16 protein-coding genes are annotated in these 23,404 nt (G+C 69.8%); 6 read left to right on the top strand and 10 right to left on the bottom strand.

The window, feature by feature from the left end; translation table 11 throughout:
- Positions 1-10: 10 nt before the first annotated feature.
- Together RSO68_RS14275 and RSO68_RS14280 are read left to right on the top strand one after the other, a co-directional pair.
- Positions 11-1,825 (top strand): VRR-NUC domain-containing protein, encoded by a 1,815-nt coding sequence (locus tag RSO68_RS14275; protein ID WP_315587067.1) that lies wholly within the window; start codon positions 11-13, stop codon positions 1,823-1,825.
- Positions 1,818-4,169, top strand: coding sequence for an ATP-dependent DNA helicase (locus RSO68_RS14280; RefSeq protein WP_315587068.1), 2,352 nt, complete (start codon positions 1,818-1,820; stop codon positions 4,167-4,169). Before RSO68_RS14275 ends, RSO68_RS14280 begins: the two co-directional genes overlap by 8 nt.
- Here RSO68_RS14280 and RSO68_RS14285 read toward each other — a convergent pair.
- Positions 4,120-5,946, bottom strand: a complete 1,827-nt coding sequence (locus RSO68_RS14285; RefSeq protein ID WP_089851092.1) for a monovalent cation:proton antiporter-2 (CPA2) family protein — start codon at positions 5,944-5,946, stop codon at positions 4,120-4,122. The two genes, RSO68_RS14280 and RSO68_RS14285, sit on opposite strands and share 50 nt — an antisense overlap.
- 137 nt (positions 5,947-6,083) lie before the next feature.
- On the opposite strand from RSO68_RS14285, the gene RSO68_RS14290 reads away from it, so the two are divergent.
- A complete protein-coding gene (locus tag RSO68_RS14290) occupies positions 6,084-6,749 on the top strand; it encodes a cupin domain-containing protein (RefSeq protein WP_315587069.1) in 666 nt (221 codons plus the stop codon).
- A gap of 181 nt (positions 6,750-6,930) precedes the next feature.
- Entirely contained in the window at positions 6,931-7,110 is a 180-nt protein-coding gene (locus RSO68_RS14295) for a PLDc N-terminal domain-containing protein (protein ID WP_315587070.1), read from the top strand.
- Between the two features lie 137 nt (positions 7,111-7,247).
- Here the strand turns inward: RSO68_RS14295 and RSO68_RS14300 are convergent, their stop codons facing one another.
- The 8 genes from RSO68_RS14300 to RSO68_RS14335 form a co-directional block, all read right to left on the bottom strand.
- Positions 7,248-7,463, bottom strand: a complete 216-nt coding sequence (locus RSO68_RS14300) for a DUF3565 domain-containing protein (RefSeq protein ID WP_315587071.1) — start codon at positions 7,461-7,463, stop codon at positions 7,248-7,250.
- A 9-nt stretch (positions 7,464-7,472) separates the two neighbouring features.
- A complete protein-coding gene (locus RSO68_RS14305) occupies positions 7,473-8,141 on the bottom strand; it encodes a CerR family C-terminal domain-containing protein (RefSeq protein WP_315587072.1) in 669 nt (222 codons plus the stop codon).
- 4 nt (positions 8,142-8,145) lie between these two features.
- Positions 8,146-11,250, bottom strand: a complete 3,105-nt coding sequence (locus tag RSO68_RS14310; RefSeq protein WP_315587073.1) for an efflux RND transporter permease subunit — start codon at positions 11,248-11,250, stop codon at positions 8,146-8,148.
- A gap of 7 nt (positions 11,251-11,257) precedes the next feature.
- The gene (locus RSO68_RS14315) at positions 11,258-12,418 is read right to left on the bottom strand and encodes an efflux RND transporter periplasmic adaptor subunit (RefSeq protein ID WP_315587074.1); all 1,161 of its coding nucleotides are present in this window, start codon (positions 12,416-12,418) and stop codon (positions 11,258-11,260) included.
- A 149-nt stretch (positions 12,419-12,567) separates the two neighbouring features.
- Positions 12,568-13,596 (bottom strand): L-glyceraldehyde 3-phosphate reductase, encoded by a 1,029-nt coding sequence (mgrA, locus tag RSO68_RS14320; RefSeq protein WP_315587075.1) that lies wholly within the window; start codon positions 13,594-13,596, stop codon positions 12,568-12,570.
- A 60-nt stretch (positions 13,597-13,656) separates the two neighbouring features.
- Positions 13,657-15,348 (bottom strand): sensor domain-containing diguanylate cyclase, encoded by a 1,692-nt coding sequence (locus RSO68_RS14325; protein WP_315587076.1) that lies wholly within the window; start codon positions 15,346-15,348, stop codon positions 13,657-13,659.
- A gap of 218 nt (positions 15,349-15,566) precedes the next feature.
- The gene (locus tag RSO68_RS14330; RefSeq protein WP_315587077.1) at positions 15,567-16,811 is read right to left on the bottom strand and encodes a ribonucleotide-diphosphate reductase subunit beta; all 1,245 of its coding nucleotides are present in this window, start codon (positions 16,809-16,811) and stop codon (positions 15,567-15,569) included.
- Between the two features lie 85 nt (positions 16,812-16,896).
- The gene (locus RSO68_RS14335) at positions 16,897-19,800 is read right to left on the bottom strand and encodes a ribonucleoside-diphosphate reductase subunit alpha (protein WP_315587078.1); all 2,904 of its coding nucleotides are present in this window, start codon (positions 19,798-19,800) and stop codon (positions 16,897-16,899) included.
- A gap of 357 nt (positions 19,801-20,157) precedes the next feature.
- Here RSO68_RS14335 and RSO68_RS14340 point away from each other — a divergent pair, with 357 nt between their 5' ends.
- Entirely contained in the window at positions 20,158-20,871 is a 714-nt protein-coding gene (locus RSO68_RS14340) for a winged helix-turn-helix domain-containing protein (protein ID WP_315587079.1), read from the top strand.
- Positions 20,872-20,874: 3 nt separating this feature from the next.
- Positions 20,875-22,491: an ATP-binding protein gene (locus tag RSO68_RS14345; protein ID WP_089851863.1), complete on the top strand. Its 1,617-nt coding sequence runs from the start codon at positions 20,875-20,877 to the stop codon at positions 22,489-22,491.
- Here RSO68_RS14345 and RSO68_RS14350 read toward each other — a convergent pair.
- Positions 22,478-23,392 (bottom strand): LysR family transcriptional regulator, encoded by a 915-nt coding sequence (locus RSO68_RS14350; protein WP_315587080.1) that lies wholly within the window; start codon positions 23,390-23,392, stop codon positions 22,478-22,480. The two genes, RSO68_RS14345 and RSO68_RS14350, sit on opposite strands and share 14 nt — an antisense overlap.
- Positions 23,393-23,404: the final 12 nt, after the last annotated feature.

Raw genomic sequence — 23,404 nt, forward strand, 5'->3', positions numbered from 1 at the left:
CCATGGATGCATGAACAGTATCCCTGCCGGCGCGCCGGTCACCGCCTCCCTGGACGACCCGCGCTACTACCTGGCGAACTTCCGCTTCGTGCTGGACTGGGTGGTCGAGCGTCACGGCGACCTGCTGGACGCGGCCGAGCACGCGGTCGTCGCGCGCATCCTGGCCCTGCCCGAGGCCTCCCAGGCGCTGCTGGTGCGCATGGTGATGCGCAAGGGCGAGCACTTTCGCACCGCGCGACTCGACTATCCCGAGATCGGCGATGCCGACGCCGCCCTCGCCCCGCTGGTCGAGACGGGCCTCGTCGAGGACGACCCGGCACTCGATCTCGAGATGCTCTTCCAGCAGCTGCGCCTGCCCGAACTGCGTCGCGCCCTGGCCTCTGAGATCGCCGCCGCGGGGCTGCCCGCCGCCACGGGCAAGGGCGCGCTTTATGACGCGCTGGCGCCGCGGCTCGACGCGCCCCGCCGGCTCGCCGACTGGTGGCACGGGGCGCCGGATCGCCTCGTGCGGCTTACCGTCATGGCGACCTGCGAGCGGCTGCGGCTGATGTTCTTCGGCAACCTGCGCCAGGACTGGTCGGCCTTCGTGCTCGCCGAGCTCGGCCTGCAGCACCACGAGCGGGTGGCGATCACCGCCGATTCCCGCGCCTTCGGCCGCCGCGAGGAACTCGACGCCTACCTGGCGCTGCACCGGCTGCGCGAGCGCCTGGCGGCCGGCGAGCCGGTCGTCGACCTCATGGAGGCTCTGCCCGAGCCGATGGCGGACAACGCCTGGCTGGCCTCGCGGCATCGCCGGCTCTGCGTGGCGCTGGGGCGTCAGGCGGAGCGCGAAGGGCAGGGCGAAACGGCCCTCGCGCTCTACCGCCGGGCCGGCTGGCCGCAGACAGGGCTGGAGACAGGAGCGGAGAAAGAAACGTTGATCGGGCCGGCATCGGAGCCCAAGACAGGGCCTTCGGCGGGGCTCAAGGAAAAAGCGCATGACGGCAGCGCCGAGGCGCGCATCCGCCACCTGCGCCTCCAGGAGCGTCGCGGCGAGCACGCCGCGGCGCTGGTCCTGGCCGAGCCGCTCACCGCCTCCCCGGCCAGCGAGGAGGAGGCCCAGGCGCTCGAGCGCCTGGTGCCGCGGCTCTGCCGCCGTCTCGGTCTCGCCCCGCCCACACCACGGCCCGAACCTGATCACGAGCGCTGGTCGCTGACCCTGCCGCCCGGCCCGGTGGAGGCGGCGGTGCGCGATCATCTCCATGCGGAAGCCGCCCCGGTGCACTACGTGGAGAATGCCCTGCTCACCGGGCTCTTCGGCCTGCTCTGCTGGGAGGCGCTCTTCGCGCCGCTGCCCGGCGCCTTCTTCCACCCCTTCCATCGCGGGCCGGCGGATCTCTATCGCGAGGACTTCGTCAGCCGCCGTCGGGAGCGCTTCGACGCCTGCCTTGCCCGGCTCGACGACGGCACCCATCGCCAGGCGATACTCGCCACCTGGCGGGCGAAGCAGGGGCTGGCCTCGCCCTTCGTGCACTGGGGGGCGCTGGACGAGGCGCTGCTCGAGCAGGCGCTGGCCTGCCTCCCGCCGGCCCACCTGCGCGCCTGCTTCGAGCGCCTGCTCGGCGATCTCAAGGCCAACCGGGCCGGCCTGCCGGACCTGATCCAGTTTCGCCCCGAGGCCCCGGCGGGCGAGCCGCGCTATCGGCTGATCGAGGTAAAGGGCCCGGGCGACCGGCTGCAGGACAACCAGCGTCGCTGGCTCGCCTTCTTCCGGGCCCAGGGCATGCCCGCGGTGGTCTGCCATGTCGCCTGGCAGCAGACGCCTGAGGCGCTTGGGGATGGGTGAGGCCGCGCCCCGGCGGGTGGCGGTGCGCGCGCTGTGCGACTTCACCGCCCGGGAGGGCGATCTCGATCACCGCTTCACGCCGGCCCCCAGCGCCCGGGAGGGCATCGCCGGTCACGCCATGGTGGCGGCGCGGCGCGGCGAGGGCTATGAGGCCGAGCTGCCGCTCTGTGCCACTCTCGAGGGGCTGACGGTGAGCGGTCGGGCCGACGGCTATGATCCCGCGGCCAACCGTCTGGAGGAGATCAAGACCCATCGCGGTCGGCTCGATCGCATGGCCGACAATCAGCGCGCCCTGCATTGGGCCCAGGTCTCGGTCTATGGCGCGCTGCTCTGCGCCGAGCGCGGCCTCGCCTCGCTGACTCTGGCGCTGGTCTACCTGGACATCGCCAGCGGCCGCGAGACCGTGCTGACCCGAAAGGCGAGCGCCGCGGAACTCGAGGCCTTCTTCGCGACCCAGTGCCGGCGCTTTCTCGCCTGGGCCGAGCAGGAGGCAGAACACCGCGTTCGCCGCGACGCGGCACTGGGCACGCTCGCCTTTCCCCATCCGGACTTTCGCCCCGGCCAGCGCGACCTGGCAGAGAGCGCCTACAAGGCCGCGAGCACCGGGCGTTGCCTGCTCGCCCAGGCGCCCACCGGCATCGGCAAGACCCTGGGCACGCTCTTCCCGCTGCTCAAGGCGATGCCGCGCCGGGGGCTCGACCGCGTGGCCTTCCTGACCATGAAGACCCCCGGGCGCCGGCTGGCACTGGATGCCCTGGCCGCGCTGGGCGCCGAGGTCTCGGCTGACGCCGAACGCTCGGACGTCGAATGCTCTGATGCCCAACATCCGGATAACGAGCCCCGGCCGCTACGGGTGCTGGAGCTCACCGCCCGGGACAAGGCCTGCGAATACCCCGGCCGGGCCTGCCACGGCGAGGCCTGTCCCCTGGCGGCGGGCTTCTACGACCGGCTGCCGGCGGCGCGGCGCGCCGGGGTGGCGCGCGGCTGGCTGGATCGCGAGGCGCTGCGTGCGGTGGCTGGCGAACACGGCGTCTGCCCCTACTATCTCGGCCAGGAGCTGGCGCGCTGGTGCGACGTGATCGTCGGCGACGTCAATCACTGGTTCGATGCCAACGCCCTGCTGCATGGCCTCTCCCGGGCCAACGACTGGCGCACGGGGCTGCTGGTCGACGAGGCCCATAATCTGGTGGAGCGGGCCCGGGGCATGTACAGTGCCGAGCTCGACCAGCGCCGCCTGGCTCGGCTGCGCCGCGAGGCGCCCGGGGCCCTCAAGCGGCCGCTGGGTCGCCTGACCCGCCAGTGGCAGGCGCTGGTCAAGGAGGCGGGCCTCGCCGAGGCCGGCGAGCCCGGGCGGCCCGCCTACCGCGTGCTGGAGGGGCTGCCGGAGGGCATGGTCGCCGCCCTGCAGGGGATCGCCAGCGCCATCACCGAGCACCTCGGCGAGCACCCGGAGCAGGCCTCCCTGGAGCTTCAGGAGCTGCTCTTCGAGGCGCTGGCCTTCACCCGGCTGGCCGAGCGTTTCGGCGATCACTCGCTGTGCGATCTGACTCGCCACGGTCGCGGGCGGGCCGTGCTGGGGCTGCGCAACCTGGTGCCGGCGGACTTCCTGGCGCCTCGCTTCGCGGCCGCCCACGCGGCCGTGCTCTTCTCGGCGACCCTGAGCCCGGCCCACTACCATCGCGACCTGCTTGGCCTGCCCGAGGCCACCGTCTGGCGCGAGGTGGCCTCGCCCTTCGCCGCCGAGCAGCTCGAGGTGCGCATCCGCGCCGACATCTCCACCCGGCTGCGCGACCGGGAGGCCTCGCTCGCGCCCATCGTCGCCGAGCTGGCCGGCCAGTTCCGCCGGCGGCCGGGCCACTACCTGGCCTTCTTCAGCAGCTTCGCGTATCTCGAGGCGGCCCTGGCACGCTTTCGCGAGGCGCATCCCGAGATCCCCACGCGCGCCCAGCGCCGCGGCATGCGCGAGGAGGCGCGGGATGCCTTCCTGGCCGAGTTCTCGCCGGGCGGGCGGGGCATCGGCTTCGCAGTGCTGGGCGGCGCCTTCGCGGAGGGCATCGACCTGCCCGGCGACCGGCTGGTCGGCGCCTTCATCGCCACCCTGGGGCTGCCGCCGGCGGACCCCTTCAATGAGGCACTCAAGGCGCGCCTGGCCGCGCGCTTCGGGCGCGGCGACGACTACGCCTATCACATCCCCGGGCTGATCAAGGTGGTGCAGGCGGCGGGCAGGGTGATCCGGGGGCCCGATGACCGCGGCACGGTGGTGCTGATGGACGACCGCTTTGCCCGGCGCGAGGTCAAGGCCCGGCTGCCGGCCTGGTGGGGGGCTCCTCCAGCGAGGTGGTGACGTCCTCGTCGGCCTCGTAGAGGGCCTCGAGCTCCCGGGCCGCCTCCTGGACCGTCTGAATCTGCTTCTTCTCGTTGCCGAACACCTCCAGCTGGCGCCGCAGTGTCTGCTCGTCATGGGGCCGGAAGGTGTCGATGGTGTGCTGGGCCTGGTCGCGGGGAATGCCCAGGCCAACCAGCACGTCGCGGGTCAGCTCCAGGCTCGCCGGCAGCAGCTCGCGGACCAGGTCGTTCACGCCGGTCCGCATCAGCAGGTGGGCGTGGTAGCGGTTGCGGGCTCGGGCGAAGACACGCAGGTGGGGGAAGCGCTGGCGTACGCTTGCGACGATGCGCATCGAGGCCTCGATGTCTCCCACGGCCACCACCAGCACCCGGGCCTGGTCGGCGCCGGCGGCCTCGAGGAGGTCGATGCGGGAGGCATCGCCGAAATAGACCTTGTTGCCGTAGCGACGAACGAAGGCCACCTGGTCGGCGTTGATGTCGAGCACCGTGTAGGGGATCTTCAGCCCCTGCAGCGCGCGGCCCATGATCTGGCCGAAGCGTCCGAAGCCGGCGAGGATGATCTGCGGTGACTCGTCCGGCAGGGGGTCGAAGTCTGGGCGGGCCTTTCTGGCCTTGAAGAGTGGTCGCACCAGCCTGGCATGGGCCAGGAACATCACCGGTGTGGCGGCCATCGACAGCGACACCACCAGCACCAGCTGGTTGACCAGCGAGGAGGGCAACAGGGCGGCGGCGCCGGCCGCGGTGAGCAGCACGAAGCCGAACTCGCCGCCCTGGGAGAGCAGCACGCCGAGGTTGAGGGCCTCACGCCAGCCGGTGCCGAATGCCTTGGCCGCCACCACCACGCTCAGGGCCTTGGCCACCAGCAGGGCACCGGTGAGGCCGAGGATCATCCCGGGTTGCTCGGCCAGCAGGCCGATCTGGGCGGTCATGCCCACGGCCATGAAGAACAGGCCCAGCAGCAGGCCGCGAAAGGGTTCGATGTCCGCCTCGATGCCGTGGCGGTACTCCGAGTCGGCCAGCAGCACTCCGGCGATGAAGGCGCCCAGCGCCATGGAGAGGCCGGCGAGCTCCATCAGCAGGGCGGCGCCGATCACCACCAGCAGGGCGGTGCCGGCGAACACCTCGCGGCTGCGGGTGCCGGCGGCGAAGCGGAACAGCGGGCGCAGCAGCAGCCGGCCGCCGACGATCAGGCCGGCGAAGGCACCGATGGCCACCAGCACCTCCTGGAGCATCGGCATGAATCCCCCCGCCAGCAGGTCCTCGGCGGCCAGCATGGGGATGAGGGCCAGCACCGGGATCGCCGCCAGGTCCTGGAAGAGCAGCAGGGCGAAGGCGTTTCGGCCGTGGCGGCTCTGCAGCTCGTGGCGCTCGCCCAGCAGCTGCAGCACCAGGGGCGTGGAGCAGAGCCCCAGGCTGAAACCCGTCACCGCCGCGGCCACCGGCGACAGGCCGAGCGCCCAGCCGCAGGCCGTGAGCAGCAGGCTGGTCACGCCGACCTGCAGGCTGCCGAAGCCGAAGACCGCCTTGTGCATCAGCTTGAGGCGCGAGGGCTTGAGCTCCAGGCCGATCACGAACAGCAGGAAGATGATGCCGACCTGGGAGAACTGCAGGACGGCCTCGGCATCGGCCACCAGGGCGAGGGCCGAGGGGCCGATGGCCACCCCCGCGGCCAGGTAGCCCAGCACCTCACCGAGCCCCAGGCGCTTGAACACCGGCACGATCAGCACCGCCGCGGCGAGAAATATCAGGGCGTTGAGCAGCAGGTCGGTGGCCAAGGGTGACTCCTTGCGAAGGGCGGGGGCGACCCCCATGTTACTCGATGGGCCCGCCCTCGGGTCATGCCGGCGCCACCACCGACGGGTTCGGCGCTCGTCATCGCCGGGCCCCTCATCGATCGACAGGAGACAGTGCCATGCGACTCAACGCCGACTTCGACCGCCGGGCGGTAGTCACCCCCGAGGATTACCGCTGGGTGGACTCGCCCACCCCTGGGGTGGAGCGAATGATGCTCGACCGCGTCGGCGACGAGGTGGCCCGCGCCACCTCCCTGGTGCGCTACGCGCCGAACAGCACCTTCCCGACCCACGAGCACGGCGGCGGCGAGGAGATCCTGGTGCTGGAGGGGGAGTTCGCCGATGAGCACGGCCGCTATCCGGCGGGCCACTACCTGCGCAACCCCATCGGTACGGCCCACGCGCCCCGAGTGGGCGAACAGGGCGCGCTGATCTTCGTCAAGCTGCACCAGTTCTCGCCGAACGACACCGCGCAGAAGGCGATCGACACCCGGGCCGGCGACTGGCGGCCGGGGCTGGTCGAGGGCCTCTCGGTGCTGCCGCTGCATGATGTCGAGGGCGAGCACGTGGCGCTGGTGCGATGGGCGCCGAACACCCGCTTCCAGCCGCACGCCCATTGGGGTGGCGAGGAGATCCTGGTCCTCGAGGGCACCTTTCACGACGAGCACGGCGCCTATCCCGCCGGCAGCTGGCTGCGAAGCCCCCATCGCAGCCAGCACACTCCCTTCACCGGCGAGGACGGCGCGCTGATCTACGTCAAGGTGGGCCACCTGTTGCCCGAGTGAGGCGCCCGGCCGCTGCCTGAGGGAAGCGCCGGATACGGGCGAGTCAATGCCGGCGGGGCGATGGCGCTGGGTCGACCAAGGCGGGTCGACGATTGTGCGTTTCGCGCCCGCTGTGCTACCCCTAGAGGTGACCTTCCCGAGAGCGCCCTTCGCCGAAGGGCTACGGACAAGGAGACGTCATATGGGTATCGAAGTCGGTGGCCTGCTGGGCCTCATCTGGTTGATCATCGTGATCTGGGCCGTCGTCAAGGTGGCCAAGAGTGCGGCCGGAGGGCTCGCCAAGCTGCTCTGGATCCTGGTGCTGCTGTTCTTCCCGCTGATCGGGCTGATCGTCTGGCTGCTGTTCGGCCCCAAGGGGTAGCGCCGCCTATTGTCGAACAAGCTTCGAATCAGCTTCGAATCAGCCGTGTATCGATGCGGGCCGCCTTCTGGCGGCCCGCCTTCATTTGGGGTGGTCTGCACGACGGAACAGAGGCCGCGACGGCGTCGATGCCAGGCTCACGCCTCCGGCGGGATGTCGGGGGGCTCGCCCCGGTCGCACTTCACGCACTCAAGAGCCAGGCCGAGTCGCGAGCGTCGGCCCGCCTCGGTGAGCACCCAGGGCCGCTCGGCCCAGGGCGGCTGATGGCGCACGTGCTGATTATGGCCGCAGGCGAGCTCGGCCACCCAGTGGCCCTCCTCGTCGCGATGATAGCCAACGATCGGCTGTTGCATGCGGCCTCCTCAGGTCGGACGTGTTGGCGTCGGATCAGCGTTTGGCGCCGCATAGAGGCGCAGGTGGGCGTCGATCACCGCCTCGATCTCGGCCAGGATCGTCTCGTCGAAGGCCTCGATCTCCAGGCGGCGCAGCAGCGGCTCGCGGCCGATCAGGAAGAAGACGATCTGGCCGACCAGGGTGTGGGTCTCCAGTATCACCCGGCGATCGTCGATCGCCCGGTCGGTGAGCCGGGCGATCAAGCCGCCCAGCGTCGCCTGGACCAGGCCGAAGGCCTCGGCCTGGAGGATCTCGAAGGCCTCGCCGGGACGCACCTGCTCGCGCATCACCAGCAGCAGCCACTGGCGGCACTCCTCGTCCTCGGCGAAGGTGCGCACCATGCGCCGGGCGAGGGCGCGCAGCGCGGCCAGGGCGGCGTCGCGATCCGCGACGGGCGCCTGCGCGGCGGTCTCGTCGAGCGCCAACCGCGTCCTCAGCTGCTCGGCGATATAGCGCGCCGCCGCGAGATAGAGCCCGCGCTTGTTGGCGAAGTGGTAGGCGATGGAGCCGATGTTGGCCCCCGCCGCCTCGGCCAGCCCGCGGGTGGTGGTGGCCTCGAAACCCTGCTCGCCGAACAGCCGGATGCCGGCCTGGATCAGCCGCTCGCGGGTATTGAGGGAGGCAGGACGGGACACCATGGCGTCACGCCTCCCTGGCCGGTGCGCGGGTGTCGATGCCGAAGAAGAGGGTGTAGAGCACCGGCACCACGCCCAGGCTCATGACGGTGCCGATGCCCAGGCCGAAGGCCATGGCCGCGGCCATGCCGTAGAACAGCGGGTCTCGGCCCAGGATCAGCGGCAGGAAGCCGAGGATGGTGGTGAACGCCGACATCAGGATCGGCCGCAGGCGCCGGGCCGAGGCCTTGATCACGGCATCGCGTCCCGAGAGCTCGGGGTCGGCGCGCTCGATGTCGATGCGGTCGATCAGCACGATGGCGTTGTTGATGATGATGCCGGCCAGGCTGTAGATGCCGAGCAGCACCATGAAGCCGAAGTCGGCGCGGGTGGCGAGCAGCCCCAGCGCCACGCCGACGATCACCAGCGGGATGGTGGCGACGATCACCAGCGGGCGCTTGAAGGAGTTGAACTGCCCCACCAGCAGGATGAAGATCAGCCCGATGCACAGCGGCAGGTTGGCCTGCAGGGCGGCCTGGCCCTCCCGGGACTCCGCCACCACGCCGTCGAACTCGATCCAGTGTCCCGGGGCCAGCGTGGCCTCCAGTTCGCGCAGGGCCGGTTCCACCCGCGGCACCATGTCCTCGGCGGTGTAGTAGCGGTTGCGCCCCTCGACGGTGATGGTGCGCACCAGGTTCTCGCGGTCGATGCGGTAGTAGCCGCTCTCGAGGCGCACCTCGGCCACCTGGTTCAGGGGCACGCCCGCCCCGGGGGTACCCAGCGGATAGACGATCAGCGACTTGAGTCGCTCGACGCTGCCGCGCTGGGCGTCGGCGTAGCGCATCACCACCGGGATGATGTCGTCGCCCTCGCGATAGTGGCTCAGGTGGTAGCCGTCGATGGCGCCGGTGAGCGAGCGGGCGATGTCCTCGGAGGTGATGCCGGCGCTGCGCGCCCGGGCCTGGTCGACCTCGATGGCCAGCGACGGGATCCGCGCCTCCCAGCTCTGGCGCACGTCCCGGGCGCCGTCCAGGTCGCGCAGGATGCCCTCGACCCGCTTGGCGGTGGCGAACAGCACCTCCCGATCCGGGCCCTTGACCTGCACCTCGAGCAGGGTGCTGTCGGAGGGACCGAGGAACATCCGCGTGACCTGGGGCGAGAGGTCCGGGTGGCGGGTGGCGAGGAAGGTGCGGGTCGCCTGGATCACCGCCTCGACCCGCTCGCGGTCGGCGACGTTGAGCACCATGAAGCCCTTGTTGGGCGCCGGGTCCAGCGGCGTGAGCGAGAGCACGAAGCGCGGCCCGCCGAAGCCGGCGTAGGCGGCCACGCCGGTGACGTCCTCGGCGAGCGCCGGGGCGTCGAGCAGGGCATCGCTCAGCGCCTGGACGCGCTGGCCGGTGAGGTTCTCGGCGATGTCCGAGGGGAAGTCGATGGTCACCAGCACCTGGTTGCGGTCCGAGTCGGGGAAGAACTTCTTGGGCACCAGCTGCATCATGGCCACCCCGGCCACCAGAGTCAGGGCCATGACGGCCAGGAACAGCACCCGGTGGTGGAGCAGCCCGGCGAGCCCGCGGCCATAGCGCCGGGCGACCCAGCCGAAGGCGCGATCGGAGAGCCGGGGAGTGTCATGAGCTCCGTGCGCGTCCCGCCGCTTCGCCGATGGCGCCTTGAGGAAGCGATGGCACAGCACCGGGGTGACGGTCATCGACAGGAACCAGGAGGCGAGCAGGGTGATGGCGATGACGATCGAGATCGAGCGGGTGTACTCGCCGGAGGCGTGCTCGGCGAGCATCAGCGGCAGGAACACCAGAATGGTGGTCAGGCTCGAGGAGAGCAGCGGCAGGGCGAGCTCGGCGCCGGTCTCGCGCAGGGCTTCGTCGCGGTCGCTGCCGGCCTCCAGCCGGGTCTTGAAGTCCTCGGCGACGACGATGGCGTTGTCGACCAGCAGGCCCAGGGCGATCACCAGGGTGGCGAGGCTCGCCCGCTGCAGGGTCAGCTCGGCCAGGCCCATGATGGCCAGGGTGACCAGCATCACCGCGGGAATGATCGAGCCGACGATCAGCCCGGTGCGCAGCCCCAGAAAGAGGATCACCACCCCCAGCACGATGGCCAGCGTCTGCATGACGCTGGCGGTCACTCCGTAGACGGCGTTGGCCACCTGCTCGGGCTGGTAGGTCATGATGTCGAGCCGGTAGCCGGCCGGCAGAGTGGTGCGAATCTCGTCCAGGCGCGCCTTGATGGCGCGGCCGACGTCCAGCACGCTCTCGCCCTCGAGCATCGAGACGGCGAAGACGATGGCCGGCCGGCCGTTGAAGTAGGCGGGCTTGTCCGCCGGATCCTCGTAGCCGCGGCGGATCTCGCCCAGGTCGCGCAGGCGCAGGGTGCCGCCGTCCGGCAGGCGCAGTTCGGTGTCGCCCAGCGCCTCGAGGCTTGCGAACTCGCCGCTGACCTCCAGGGCCAGGCGCTGCTCGCCGGCCTCGACGATGCCGCCGGGCGGGAAGATGTTGCGGCGCTGGATCTGGCCGGCCAGCTCGGTCGGGGAGAGGCCGAGCTCGGCGAGGCGCGCCTCTGCGATGTCGATGAAGATGCGCTGCGCCTGCACGCCCAGCAGCTCGACCCGCTTGATGCCGGCGACGCCGTAGAGGCGGGTGCGGATATGCTCGGCGATCTCCTGCTGCTCGGCCTGGGGGAAGTCGGCGGCGGTGAGCGCCGCGGTGACCACCGCCACATCGCCGAAGTCGTCGTCGAGCACCGGGTCTTGGGTGCCGGCGGGCAGGGCCGGCGTCGCCGCCTCGACCTGCTGGCGCACCTCGTCCCAGATCTGCTCCAGGTCGAAATATCGGTCCTGGATCTCCACGTGGAGGATCGAGCGGCCGCGCATGGAGGTGGAGCGAATCCGCTCCACCTCGCCGATGGTGCGAATGCTCTCCTCCAGGGGCTTGGTGATGTTCTCCTCCACCTGGGCGGCCGGCAGGCCGGGGAAGGCGGTGGTCACCACCGCCTCGCGCACGGTGATCTCGGGGTCTTCCCTTGCCGGCAGGGTGGCGTAGCTGTAGAGGCCGAAGAGCATGGCCACCACGGTGGCCAGGAAGAAGACTGGACGACGCTTGAGGGCGAGTTCGCTCAGGTTCATGGCGGCCTCAGTGGTAGCGCTCGGGGCCGTGGCCGAGCAGGCTCACGGTCTGGCCGGGGCGCACGAACTCCACGCCGCGGGCCACGATGCGCTCCCCCGGCGAGAGCGCGCCGCGCACGCTGGCCCGGCCTTCGCCCATGCTCACCACCTCCACCGCGACCCGCTCGAGGGTCAGCTCCTCGGTGATGCGCAGCACGTGGGCGCGGCTCTGTCCGCTATCGCCCTCGCTCTCGGCGTCGCGCTTGTCACCGAATACCAGCGCGGTCATCGGTACCGGCAGCAGCGGTGCATCCACGCTTGCGGCCTCGCGCGCGTCGAGCGACAGCTCGACCCGGGCGGTCATGCCCGAGCGCAGGCCGGGCGGCGGGGTATCCACGCCGAGGATCACCGGATAGTCGTTGGAGGAGCGGGGCTGGGTGCCCAGGTGGCGCAGGGTGGCCGCGCTCTCGGCCTCGCCCAGGGCAGGCAGGATCACGCGATGGGTCGAGCCCGCCGCCAGGGTGCCGACCAGCGTCTCGGGAATGCTGGTTTCCACCTCGAAGCCCTCGCGGTCAGAGATCACCTCGAGCACCGGCTGGCTGGCCCCGACCCGCTGAGAGGGCTCGGCCTGGCGTCGGCTTACCGAGCCGTCGAAGGGGGCCGCGAGGGTGGTCAGCGAGAGGTCGCGTTCGGCGAGCTCGAGGGCGGCGCGGGCCGAGGCCCGGCGGGACTCGGCGGTGCCCAGGGCGGCCCGGGCGGCATCCAGGCGCGTCTGGCTGACGTAGCCCTTCTCGGCGAGGCTCGCGTGGCGGCGGAAGTCCTCGCGCTTCTCGCGCAGCACCGCCTCGGCCTCCTGCAGCTCGGCGCGGCGCTGGTCGGCCACCAGGCGATAGCGGGCGTCGTCGAGCTCGGCCAGCACGTCGCCGTCGGCGAAGCGCTCGCCCACGTCGACATTGAGCCGGCGGATCTCGCCGGGGATCTCGAAGCTCAGCGAGGTGCGCTCGGCGGCCTTGACCCGTCCCGAGAGGCGGGTGACGGCGGCACCGTTGCCTGCCTGGATGACGTGGCTGTCCACCACCGTGGGCGGCGGCGCGGCGGGCGCGCCTGCCTCCGGCGAGCAGCCGGCGGCGAGCCATGTGAGGCCGGCCAGCAGGAGCCAGAGGGCCGGCAGGCGACGGGGGAGCGGCATGGAGGGATCCTCGACGGCGAGCGATGGGCATCGGGCACGCCCGACGCCATGCCGCAGTGTATTAATCAGCTGATTAAATCGCAACGCCGCCGGTGGCATGCCGTATATGGCCGTGCATTGTGTCGACCGTCTTGTACCTAGTCGTCGCCTCAGCTTTCCGAGGAGGCCGCCCAGATGTTCACGCCGCCCTCCACCGCATGGCGATCGATCTCGGCGAGCTCCTCGTCGCTGAAGGCCGGACCGCTGAGGGCGCCCACGCTGTCGACCAGCTGCTCGGGCCGGCTGGCGCCGATCAGCGCCGAGGTCACCCGGCCGCCGCGCAGCGTCCAGGCAATGGCCATCTGGGCGAGGGTCTGGCCGCGCCGTCGGGCGATCTCGTTAAGCGCCCGCACCCGCGCCAGGTTCTCCGGCGACAGGTGGGCGTCCTTGAGCGCCTTGCCCCGGACCCTCCGGCTGTCCTCGGGGATGCCGTCCAGGTACTTGTCGGTCAGCAGGCCCTGGGCCAGCGGCGAGAAGACGATGGAGCCCATGCCCAGGTCGTCGAGGGTGTCGAGCAGGCCGTCGTCCTCGATCCAGCGATTGACCAGCGAGTAGCTGGGCTGGTGGATCAGGCAGGGGGTGCCCAGCGAGCGCAGGATCTCGACCGCCTCGCGGGTGCGCTGGGCGTTGTAGGAGGAGATGCCGGCATACAGCGCCTTGCCCTGGCGCACCGCCTGGTCCAGGGCGCCCATGGTTTCCTCGAGCGGCGTCTCGGGGTCGAAGCGGTGGGAGTAGAAGATATCGACGAAGTCGACCCCCAGGCGCTCGAGGCTTCGATCGAGGCTCGAGAGCAGGTACTTGCGGCTTCCCCACTCGCCATAGGGCCCCGGGTGCATGCGGTAGCCGGCCTTGGTGGAGATCACCAGCTCGTCGCGGTAGCCGGCGAAGTCAGTCGCCAGGACGCGCCCGAACAGCGTCTCGGCGCTGCCGGGAGGCGGGCCGTAGTTGTTGGCCAGGTCGAAGTGGGTGATGCCGTGATCGAAGGCGGTGCGGCAGATCGCCCGGGCGTTGTCGACGCTTCCGGTCTCGCCGAAGTTCTGCCACAGCCCCAGCGACAACGCCGACAGCTTCAGGCCGCTGCGTCCGCAGCGGTGGTAGGGCATGCGTTCGTAGCGGTTTTCCGCGGGGGCGTAGGGCATCGAGGGCTCCTCGTTATTTTGTGTTGTGCCCGTTGGTGGGCACGGGCGAGAACGTGGGCGTCATGCCGGGCAGGCGGCGAGGTGCGTGCGGTCGCGTCCGGCACGCTTGGCGGCATAGAGGGCGGTGTCGACGCGCCGGAAGAGGCCCGGGTAGGGCTCGCCCGGCTGGTGCTCGCCGATGCCGCCGCTGACGGTCACGCCGATCTCCTGACCGTCGCCCAGCGGGATTCGCCCGCGGCGCACGTGGGTCCGCACGCGCTCGACGATCTCCCGAGCCGCCCGTTGGCTGGCGCCCGGCATCACGATCACGAACTCCTCGCCGCCGGCGCGCGCCACGATGTCGCCGTCGCGCAGGCACTGGGCCATGCGCTCGGCGAGCCAGCACAGCACGCGGTCGCCGATATCGTGGCCGTGGGTGTCGTTGATGACCTTGAAGTGATCGATGTCCAGCACCGCCAGCGAGAAGGGCGGCGCGCCGTCGGCCCGCGCCTGCATCAGGCGCTCGATGTGGCGCTCCAGGGCGGAGCGGTTGGGCAGGCCGGTGAGGTGGTCGGTCATGGCCCGGTCGGTCATGCGGTCGCGCTCGCGGCGCACCCTCTCGAATTCGGCCTCGTGGGTGATGACGCGCTCCGCCGCGTTGGCGATCAGCCGCAGCAGCTCCTCCTCGATCTCGCTGAAGGGTCGCCCGCGCGGGGCGGTGCTGGAGAAGTTGAGGGTGCCCCAGACCCGGCCGTCGACGCGCAGCGGGATGCCGATATAGCTCTCCAGGCCGAACGTCCGGTAGCAGGGGTGGCCGCTGATGCGTGGATCCTCGCTCGCCTGGACGGTATGGAAGACGTCCGCCTCGTCGAGCATCAGTCGGCAGTAGGTGTCGCCCAGCGGAAAGGTGGTGCCCGGCATGATCTCGGGCCCGCGGGAGGCGGCCCACCAGATGGTGTAGCGCTCATCCTCGATGCGGCTGATCAGGCCGACCTCCAGGGAGAGGTAGGCGAGGGCGTCATCCAGCAGCCGTTCGACGATCTCCCGGGTGCCGATATCGGTGCGGTTGATGCCGGTGTGCACGTCGCGCAGCAGCTGGATCATCGCCCCGTACTCGGAGATGTCCTGGATGATGGCGTAGAACCCCGCGACCTCGGCGTTGATATAGTCGGGAACGTAGTGGACCTTGAAGTAGTAGGTGCGGCCGTCGGTCAGCGTCAGCCGGTCTTCGTACTTAACCTCCTCGCCGGCCAGGGCGCGACGAAAGCGCGGCGCCACCTTGGCGTAGGAGGCCTCGTCGAGCACCGACGACACCGGTCGGCCGTAGAGCGCCTCGCGGCTGAGGCCGATGAAGTCCAGGTAGGCCTGGTTGTTGAGACGAAAGCAGCCGTCCGGGTCGATGTAGGCGACCATCACCGGCAGCCGGTCGGCGAGTCGCCGGATTACGCCGTCGTCGTCCGAGGCCTCGGCGGTCAGCCGCAGGGCTACGCTGCCGTCGGTGAGCGCATAGACGCCGCAGGCGTCGGCCTCCACGGCCCGGCTCTGGCCGGGCTCGAGCGCCAGGGAGCTGAACTGCTCGATCAGCGTGGCGGCAAGGCGCACGCGTGAGTCATCCAACTCGTGAAGGGGGCGATCGATCAACGCCTCCCGGGGCTCGCCGAGCAGCGTGACGCTGTCGCCGATGGCATCCAGGATGCGTCCCTCGCGGTCGACCTGCAGGTGGACGGTGCGCGCAAGCGTCAGGACCTCCTCGCGCCATGATGGTGAAATCATGCAGTGAATTGCCTCTCGCTCATGTGACTCCGGCATTTCACGCTGCCGCAAGCCGGGGAGGATGTCCACGAAAAAGCGATGTTGGGGTATGGCCGGAAACGAAAAACGGCCAATGCCTAGGGGCATTGGCCGTGATGCGAAGCACCGTCAAGGGCCTGTCTCAAAGCTCCGTCCCGAAAGGCCTTTCCAAGCGCCTTCTCCGCGGGCTCCAGCGGGTATCAATCCCAGCTCAGGGCTCCGCCCACCTGGTACTCGGTGACGCGGGTCTCGAAGAAGTTCTTCTCCTTGCGCAGGTCGATGATCTCGCTCATCCACGGGAAGGGGTTCTTCGCGCCGGGGAACTGCTCCTTGAGGCCGATCTGGGCCAGGCGACGGTTGCAGATGAAATGGAGGTACTCCTCCATGATCGCCGCGTTCATGCCCAGCACGCCGCGGGGCATGGTGTCCCGGGCGTAGGCGATCTCGAGCTCGGTGCCCTCGAGGATCATCTGGGTGACCTCGTCCTGGAACTCGGCCGTCCACAGGTGCGGGTTCTCGATCTTGATCTGGTTGATCATGTCCACGCCGAAGTTCAGGTGCATGGACTCGTCGCGCAGGATGTACTGGAACTGCTCGGCGACGCCGGTCATCTTGTTGCGGCGACCCATGGAGAGGATCTGGCTGAAGCCGCAGTAGAAGAAGATGCCCTCGGTGACGCAGTAGAAGGCGATCAGGTTGCGCAGCAGCTCCTGGTCGGTCTCCGGGGTGCCGGTGTTGAAGTCCGGGCGGGAGAGCGACTGAGTGTGCTTGAGGCTCCAGGCCGACTTGGCGGCGACGGAGGGCACCTCGCGGTACATGTTGAAGACCTCGCCTTCGTCCATGCCCAGCGACTCCACGCAGTACTGGTAGGCGTGGGTGTGGATCGCCTCCTCGAAGGCCTGGCGCAGCAGGTACTGGCGGCACTCGGGGTTGGTGATCAGGCGGTAGAGGGCCAGCACCAGGTTGTTGGCGACCAGCGAATCCGCCGTGGAGAAGTAGCCCAGGCTGCGCTCGACGATGCGCCGTTCGTCCGCGGTGAGGCCTTCGGCGCTCTTCCACAGGGCGATGTCGGCGTTCATGTTCACTTCCTGGGGCATCCAGTGATTGGCACTGCCGTCCAGGTACTTCTGCCAGGCCCACTCGTACTTGAAGGGCACCAGCTGGTTGAGGTCGGCGCGCGCATTGATCATCTGCTTGTCGTCGACCTCGATGCGCGCCGCGCCCATCTCGAGCTCCTCGAGACCGGCGGCCACGTCGAGCTCCTCCAGCGAGCGCTTGGCGCGGGCCATGCGGTCCTCGTCGGCGACCTGGTAGGCGCCGGCGCTCTCCGCCACCGCGTCCGGTGCGGGCGCGGGCTTGGGCGCCGCTGCCGGGGCGGGCTGGGCCGCGGCCGGCTGCTCGGCCACCGCGCTGTCATCTTCGTGGAATTCGTCCCAGTTCAGCATGTCGTGTTCCTCGATGTGTCGTGGGGCCGGAAGGCCTCGGGGGCCTTCCGGGCTTGTAAGGGGGATCGGCGCTCGCGCCGCGGCGTTACTGGCAGGCCTCGCAGCCCAGCTCGTCAATCTCGCCCGCGGAGGGCGCCCGGGAACCGCTGCCGCTCTTGCCGGACAGGAAGTCCTCGACGCCCCTCGGCTCGGGTTTGGCCTCCGGGGTCGGCGCCGGTGCCGGCGCGGCGCCAGGTGCTGCGTTGCTCACCGCGTTGAGGGTGCCGCGCTCCACGGTGGACTTCTCCACCGAGGTGGCGCCCAGGGCGCGCAGGTAGTAGGTGGTCTTCAGGCCGCGGTACCAGGCCATCCGGTAGGTCACGTCGAGCTTCTTGCCCGAGACGCCCTGGATGTAGAGGTTCAGCGACTGCGCCTGGTCGATCCATTTCTGGCGACGCGAGGCGGCCTCGACCAGCCACTTGGGCTCAACCTCGAAGGCGGTGGCGTAGCGGGCCTTGAGATCGGCCGGCACGCGGTCGATGGGCTGCACGCTGCCGTCGTAGTACTTGAGGTCGTTGATCATCACCTCGTCCCACAGGCCGCGCGCCTTGAGGTCGTTGACCATGTAGGAGTTGACCACCGTGAACTCGCCGGACAGGTTCGATTTGACGAACAGGTTCTGGTAGGTCGGCTCGATCGACTGCGAGACGCCGCAGATGTTGGAGATGGTCGCGGTCGGGGCGATGGCCATGACGTTGGAGTTACGCATGCCCTGCTCGGACAGCTTCTCGCGGATGCGCGACCAGTCCTGGGTCATGGAGGTGTCGACCTCGATGTACTGCTCGCCACGCTCCTGCTTCAGCTTCTCGATGGAGTCGATGGGCAGCACGCCCTGGCTCCACAGCGAGCCCTCGTAGCTCTGGTACTGGCCGCGCTCGGCGGCGAGATCCGAGGAGGCCTCGATGGCGTGGTAGCTGACCAGCTCCATGGAACGGTCGGCGAATTCGACGGCGTCCTCGGAGGCGTAGGCGATGCCGTGGGCGTAGAGGGCATCCTGGAAGCCCATGATGCCAAGCCCCACCGGGCGGTGCTTGAGGTTCGAGTTCTTGGCCTGGGGCACCGCGTAGTAGTTGATGTCGATGACGTTATCGAGCATCCGCACCGCGGTGCGCACGGTCTTCCTGAGCTTCTCGCCGTCGAGCTCGCCGTCGGTCATGTGCTGGGCGAGGTTGACCGAGCCCAGGTTGCAGACCGCGATCTCGTCGACCGAGGTGTTCAGGGTGATCTCGGTGCACAGGTTGGAGCTGTGCACCACGCCGGCGTGCTGCTGCGGGCTACGCAGGTTGCACGGATCCTTGAAGGTGATCCAGGGGTGGCCGGTCTCGAACAGCATCGAGAGCATCTTGCGCCACAGGTCCTTGGCCTTGACCCGCTTGAAGAGCTTGAGCTGACCGTTGCGGGTCATCTCCTCGTACTCCTGGTAGCGCTGCTCGAAGGCCGCGCCGTAGAGGTCGTGGAGATCCGGGCAGGTGGCCGGCGAGAACAGCGTCCACTCTTCGTCGTCGAAGACGCGCTTCATGAACAGGTCCGGCACCCAGTTGGCGGTGTTCATGTCGTGGGTGCGGCGGCGGTCGTCGCCGGTGTTCTTGCGCAGCTCCAGGAACTCCTCGACGTCGAGGTGCCAGGACTCGAGGTAGGCGCAGACGGCGCCCTTGCGCTTGCCGCCCTGGTTGACCGCCACGGCGGTGTCGTTGACCACCTTGAGGAAGGGCACGACGCCCTGGGACTTGCCGTTGGTGCCCTTGATGTAGGAGCCCAGCGCGCGCACCGGCGTCCAGTCGTTGCCGAGACCGCCGGCCCACTTGGAGAGCATGGCGTTGTCGCGGATGGCGCTGTAGATGCCGTCCAGGTTGTCCGGCACGGTGGTCAGGTAGCAGCTGGAGAGCTGGCTGCGCTGGGTGCCGGCGTTGAACAGGGTCGGCGTGGAGGCCATGTAGTCGAAGCTGGAGAGCAGCTCGTAGAACTCGATGGCCCGCGCCTCGCGGTCGTCCTCGTTGAGCGCCAGGCCCATGGCGACGCGCATGAACATCACCTGGGGCAGCTCGTAGCGCACATCATCACGGTGGATGAAGTAGCGGTCATAGAGGGTCTGCAGGCCCAGGTAGGTGAAGGCGTTGTCGCGGGTGTGGTCCAGCGCCGCGGCCAGGCGCTCCAGGTCGAACTCGGCCAGCGCCTCGTCGAGCTGCTCGAATTCGATACCCTTCTCGATGTAGGCCTTGAAGGCCGGCGCATAGAGCTCGGCCATGTCGCTGTAGGTGGCCTCCTCGGCCACCCCCAGGAAGGAGAGCGCCTCGCGGCGGATGCTGTCCTGCAGCAGGCGGGCGGTGACGTAGGTGTAGCTCGGGTCCTTCTCGACCAGGGTGCGCGCGGTCATGGTCAGTGCCTGGGAGACGCCGTCGGCGCTCACGCCGTCGTAGAGGTTGCGCACCGAGTCGTCGACGATCTTCTGCGGCTCGGTGTTGGGCAGGTCCGAGCAGGCCTCATAGACCAGGGTCTCGATGCGACCGAGATCCAGCGGACGGACGCTGCCGTCGGGCAGGGTGATGTTGAGGCTCGGGTGGGGCTTCTGGATAGCGTCACCGGCCGCAGCGCGGGCCCTGGCGTGCTCCTCGCGGTAGAGCACGTAGGCGCGGGCGACCTTCTGCTCACCGCCGCGCATCAGCGCCAGCTCGACCTGGTCCTGGATGTCCTCGATGTGCAGGGTGCCGCCGTCGGGCATGCGACGCACGAAGGCGTGCTCGATCGCCTCGGTGGACTGGCGGACGAAGTCGCGGACCCGGGAGGAGGCGGCGGCGTTGTCGCCCTCCACTGCGATGAAGGCCTTGCTCATGGCCACGGCGATCTTGTCGGCATCGAAGGGCATGACGTCGCCGTTGCGCTTGATGACGCGCAGGGCCTTGGGTGCGGTGACGGAAACGGACGACTCGTCCGGTGTGACATTGGTATCCATGGCGCCGGGTCCCTGACTCGGTGAAACGTGTGGTGAAGGCCGCCGCATAGGCGACGGTTGACAGCTGTGGGTGTGATTGCTAGCGGCACATGATGTAGTGCTCGTGCCGGATCGAGGCACAAGATAGTGTGCTTTCTCGGCTTCATCAAGTGGATAACCTGTGGATGGGCTGTGACCTTCCGTGGGGTAGAATCGGACGTGGCGCCAGGCCCCGTGGTTGGGCCTGGCGATGCCCCTGTCGCCGTATGGCGACGGGAAGGCGAGAACCCGGTTTTCGGGTATCCTTTAGAGAATGGCGTCGGCTCCCGGCCCCGGGAGCCCGCCCCGCTCACCTGCTCGCCAGGATGGAACAGAAGGATGGACGACAGCTTGCAAGCCCAGGAACTGGATCACGTGCTGATCATCGAGGACGACGAGCGATTGGCCGGGCTGACCCGCGACTATCTGGAGGCCAACGGCTTTCGGGTCACGGTCGAGGCCGACGGCGCCCGTGGCGTCGAGCGGATCCTCTCCCTGCAGCCGGACCTGGTGATCCTCGACCTGATGCTGCCCGGCGAGGATGGCCTGTCGATCTGTCGCCGGGTGCGCAGCGACTATGCCGGCCCGATCATGATGCTGACCGCCCGCACCGACGACATGGATCAGGTGCTGGGGCTCGAGATGGGCGCCGATGACTACGTCCCCAAGCCGGTGCAGCCGCGGGTACTGCTGGCGCGGATGCGCGCCCTGTTGCGCCGCGCCGAGCCGGGGGCCGCCGGCGAGGAGACGCGCCTGACCTTCAGCGACCTGTTGATCGACAACGCGACCCGCGAGGCCTGGCTCGACGGCGAGCGCATCGACCTGACCAGCGCCGAGTTCGACCTCCTGTGGCTGCTGGCCAGCAACGCCGGCCGGGTGCTGACCCGGGAGGAGATCTTCGATCGCCTGCGCGGCATACGCTACGACGGTCAGGACCGCTCCATCGACGTGCGCGTCTCGCGCATCCGGCCCAAGATCGGCGACGATCCCAACCAGCCGCACCGCATCAAGACGGTGCGCAGCAAGGGCTACCTCTTCGTCAGGGACGGCTGAACCATGCGTCGGATGCTGGCCGACAGCACCTTCCTGCGCGTCTATGTGCTGCTGGCCCTGGCGCTGCTGCTGACCTTCGGGCTGGCCCTGCTGGGCCTCGCCCTTGTCGACCAGGTGCGCCGCGAGCACTATCGCGAGCAGCTGGTCGAGCCCCCCATGCGCGTGCTCACCCGCTGGATCGAGTCGCTGCCCGAGGCAGAGCGCGAGGCGTGGCTGCTGGCGCGTTCCGAGCAGCTCGACATGACCCTGCGGGTGGTGCCGGTCGAGGCGCGCTCCCTGAACTACTTCTCGCGCACGCGCCTGCTGGAGGGCCGCGTGCTGGTGGTGCCCCGCGAGGAGGACGGCTGGCGGCTCTGGCACCTGCTGGCCAATCAGCAACGGCTGCTCGAGGTGGACGTGGCGACCCTCAGCGAGCAGCAGCTGCGCGGGCTCACCGAGCTCTTCGCCGAGTGGCTCGTCCAGGTGCCCGCCGGCGAGCGCCAGGCGCAGCTCGAGCGCATGGCCGGCGCCGCCGTCCCCCTCGAACTGCTGACGACGGCTCCCGAGGGGCTGGATACCCGTCAGCTGGTGCGACTGGCGGATGGCGAGGTGGTCATCCGGCTGATTCCCGGGCGCCTCTCCATGGCGATGTATCGGCTGCTGCCCGGCAACGGCTCCCGGGCGAGCTGGCTTTCCATCGGCCCGGTGAAGGCCTTCGAGCCGCTGCCGCTGCCGCTGCAGCTGACGCTGTTGATGCTGCTGCTCAGCGTGCTGGCAGCGATCATCTACCTGATCGTGCGCGGCGTGGAGGCCCGCATGGCGCGCCTCGAGCTGGCCGCCACGCGCATCGCCGGTGGCCGCCTGGACACCCGGGTCAAGGTCGAGAGCGGCGACTTCCTGGGCCGGCTGGGCATGGCCTTCAACGGCATGGCGGCCCAGGTTCAGTCGCTGCTGCGCGCCCAGCAGGACATGATCCGCGCCGTCTCCCACGAGCTGCGCACCCCGGTGGCACGCATCCGCTTCGCGGTGCAGATGGTCGAGGACATGACCGACGATCCGGCGATCCGCCGCCAGCTCGAGGGCGTCGACGGCGATATCACCGAGCTCGACGAACTGATCGACGAGATCCTCACCTACGCCCGGCTGGGCAGCGAGACCGCCAACGGCGGTGAGCTGCAGACCTCGCTGGTCGACTGCCGCGCCATGGCACTGCGGGTCATCGAGGCCCTGCGACCGCTGCATGGCGATATCCGCATCGAGCTGGTCGAGGGGCCGGAGGTGGAGATCCAGGCCGAGCCCCGCTACCTGCAGCGTGCCCTGCAGAACCTGGTGGCCAACGCCTGCCGTCATGCCCGCGGTCGGGTGGTGATCCGCCTGCAGGGCGAGCCGCGGCTGGTGCGCGTGGACGTGGAGGATGACGGCCCCGGCATCCCCGCCGCGTCGCGCTCCGAGGTCTTCAAGCCCTTCGCTCGCCTCGACGACAGCCGCACTCGCCGCTCTGGCGGCTACGGTCTCGGGCTCTCCATCGTGCAGAAGGTCATGGCCTGGCACGGCGGCAGCGTGGTGCTGGATGCCGGCACCGAGCTGGGCGGCGCCCGCTTCACCCTGCTGCTGCCGCGGCGCCTGCCTATGCCGGCCTGATCCCCTCCAGCACCGCGAAGGAGGTCTCCCGGGCGGTGCGCAGGAAGTCCTCCATCCAGGGCGCGCCGCGGGTCTCCTCGCGGATCGCCGCGAACAGCGTGCTCCACACCCCCTTATCGCCCAGCGACACGGCCTTCACGTAGTCGCGCTCCAGGTACTCGGTCAGCGCCCAGTTGGGCAGCGCACAGACGCCCCGACCGCTGGCGACCAGCTGCATCATCATGATGGTCAACTCGGCGGTGCGGACCTCCTGGGGGCGCACTCCGGCGGGGTCGAGGAACTGAGTGAAGACGTCCAGCCGGGAGTGCTCCACCGGATAGGTGATCAGTGTCTCCTCGCCGAGATCCTCGGGCGTGACGAAGGGGCGGCTCGCCAGCGGGTGCTGGCGAGCCACTGCCAAGAGCCCCTCGTAGCGGAACAGCGGCTCGTAGTGCACCCCCGGCAGCGGCTGGGGGTCGGCGGTGATCACCAGGTCGAGCTGCTCGCGGGCCAATGCCGGTAGCGGGTCGAAGTGGTGGCCGCCGGGAATGTCGATCTCCACCTCCGGCCAGTGATCGCGGAAGTGATCGACGGTGGGCATCAGCCACTGGAAGCAGCTGTGGCACTCGATGGCCATGTGCAGCCGGCCCTGCTCGTTGCCGGCCAGCCGCGCCAGGTCGCGCTCGGCCATGCGCACCTGGGGCAGCACCTGCTCGGCCAGGGTCAGCAGGCGCAGTCCGGCGCGGGTGAACTCCACCGGCCGGGTCTTGCGCAGGAACAGCGGGCTGCCCAGGCGCTCCTCCAGGTCCTTGATCTGGTGGGAGAGGGCCGACTGGGTCAGGTGCACGCGTTCGGCCGCCTCCACCAGTGAGCCGGCATCGCGCAGGGCAACCAGGGTGCGCAGGTGGCGAAGTTCGAGCATGAGGGTGAGCCT

Origin of the sequence: Halomonas saccharevitans, from assembly GCF_032333995.1 — a bacterium.
GTDB lineage: Bacteria > Pseudomonadota > Gammaproteobacteria > Pseudomonadales > Halomonadaceae > Halomonas > Halomonas saccharevitans.

Bases quoted from the DNA above. Each gene is read 5' to 3' on its own strand.
- RSO68_RS14290 (WP_315587069.1), top strand. From the start codon at position 6,084: ATGCGACTCAACGCCGACTTCGACCGCCGGGCGGTAGTCACCCCCGAG.
- mgrA (WP_315587075.1), bottom strand. From the start codon at position 13,596: ATGCCCTACGCCCCCGCGGAAAACCGCTACGAACGCATGCCCTACCAC.
- RSO68_RS14315 (WP_315587074.1), bottom strand. From the start codon at position 12,418: ATGCCGCTCCCCCGTCGCCTGCCGGCCCTCTGGCTCCTGCTGGCCGGC.
- RSO68_RS14295 (WP_315587070.1), top strand. From the start codon at position 6,931: ATGGGTATCGAAGTCGGTGGCCTGCTGGGCCTCATCTGGTTGATCATC.
- RSO68_RS14300 (WP_315587071.1), bottom strand. From the start codon at position 7,463: ATGCAACAGCCGATCGTTGGCTATCATCGCGACGAGGAGGGCCACTGG.
- RSO68_RS14350 (WP_315587080.1), bottom strand. From the start codon at position 23,392: ATGCTCGAACTTCGCCACCTGCGCACCCTGGTTGCCCTGCGCGATGCC.
- RSO68_RS14310 (WP_315587073.1), bottom strand. From the start codon at position 11,250: ATGAACCTGAGCGAACTCGCCCTCAAGCGTCGTCCAGTCTTCTTCCTG.
- RSO68_RS14330 (WP_315587077.1), bottom strand. From the start codon at position 16,811: ATGCTGAACTGGGACGAATTCCACGAAGATGACAGCGCGGTGGCCGAG.
- RSO68_RS14280 (WP_315587068.1), top strand. From the start codon at position 1,818: ATGGGTGAGGCCGCGCCCCGGCGGGTGGCGGTGCGCGCGCTGTGCGAC.
- RSO68_RS14340 (WP_315587079.1), top strand. From the start codon at position 20,158: ATGGACGACAGCTTGCAAGCCCAGGAACTGGATCACGTGCTGATCATC.
- RSO68_RS14345 (WP_089851863.1), top strand. From the start codon at position 20,875: ATGCGTCGGATGCTGGCCGACAGCACCTTCCTGCGCGTCTATGTGCTG.
- RSO68_RS14275 (WP_315587067.1), top strand. From the start codon at position 11: ATGAACAGTATCCCTGCCGGCGCGCCGGTCACCGCCTCCCTGGACGAC.
- RSO68_RS14335 (WP_315587078.1), bottom strand. From the start codon at position 19,800: ATGGATACCAATGTCACACCGGACGAGTCGTCCGTTTCCGTCACCGCA.
- RSO68_RS14325 (WP_315587076.1), bottom strand. From the start codon at position 15,348: ATGATTTCACCATCATGGCGCGAGGAGGTCCTGACGCTTGCGCGCACC.
- RSO68_RS14305 (WP_315587072.1), bottom strand. From the start codon at position 8,141: ATGGTGTCCCGTCCTGCCTCCCTCAATACCCGCGAGCGGCTGATCCAG.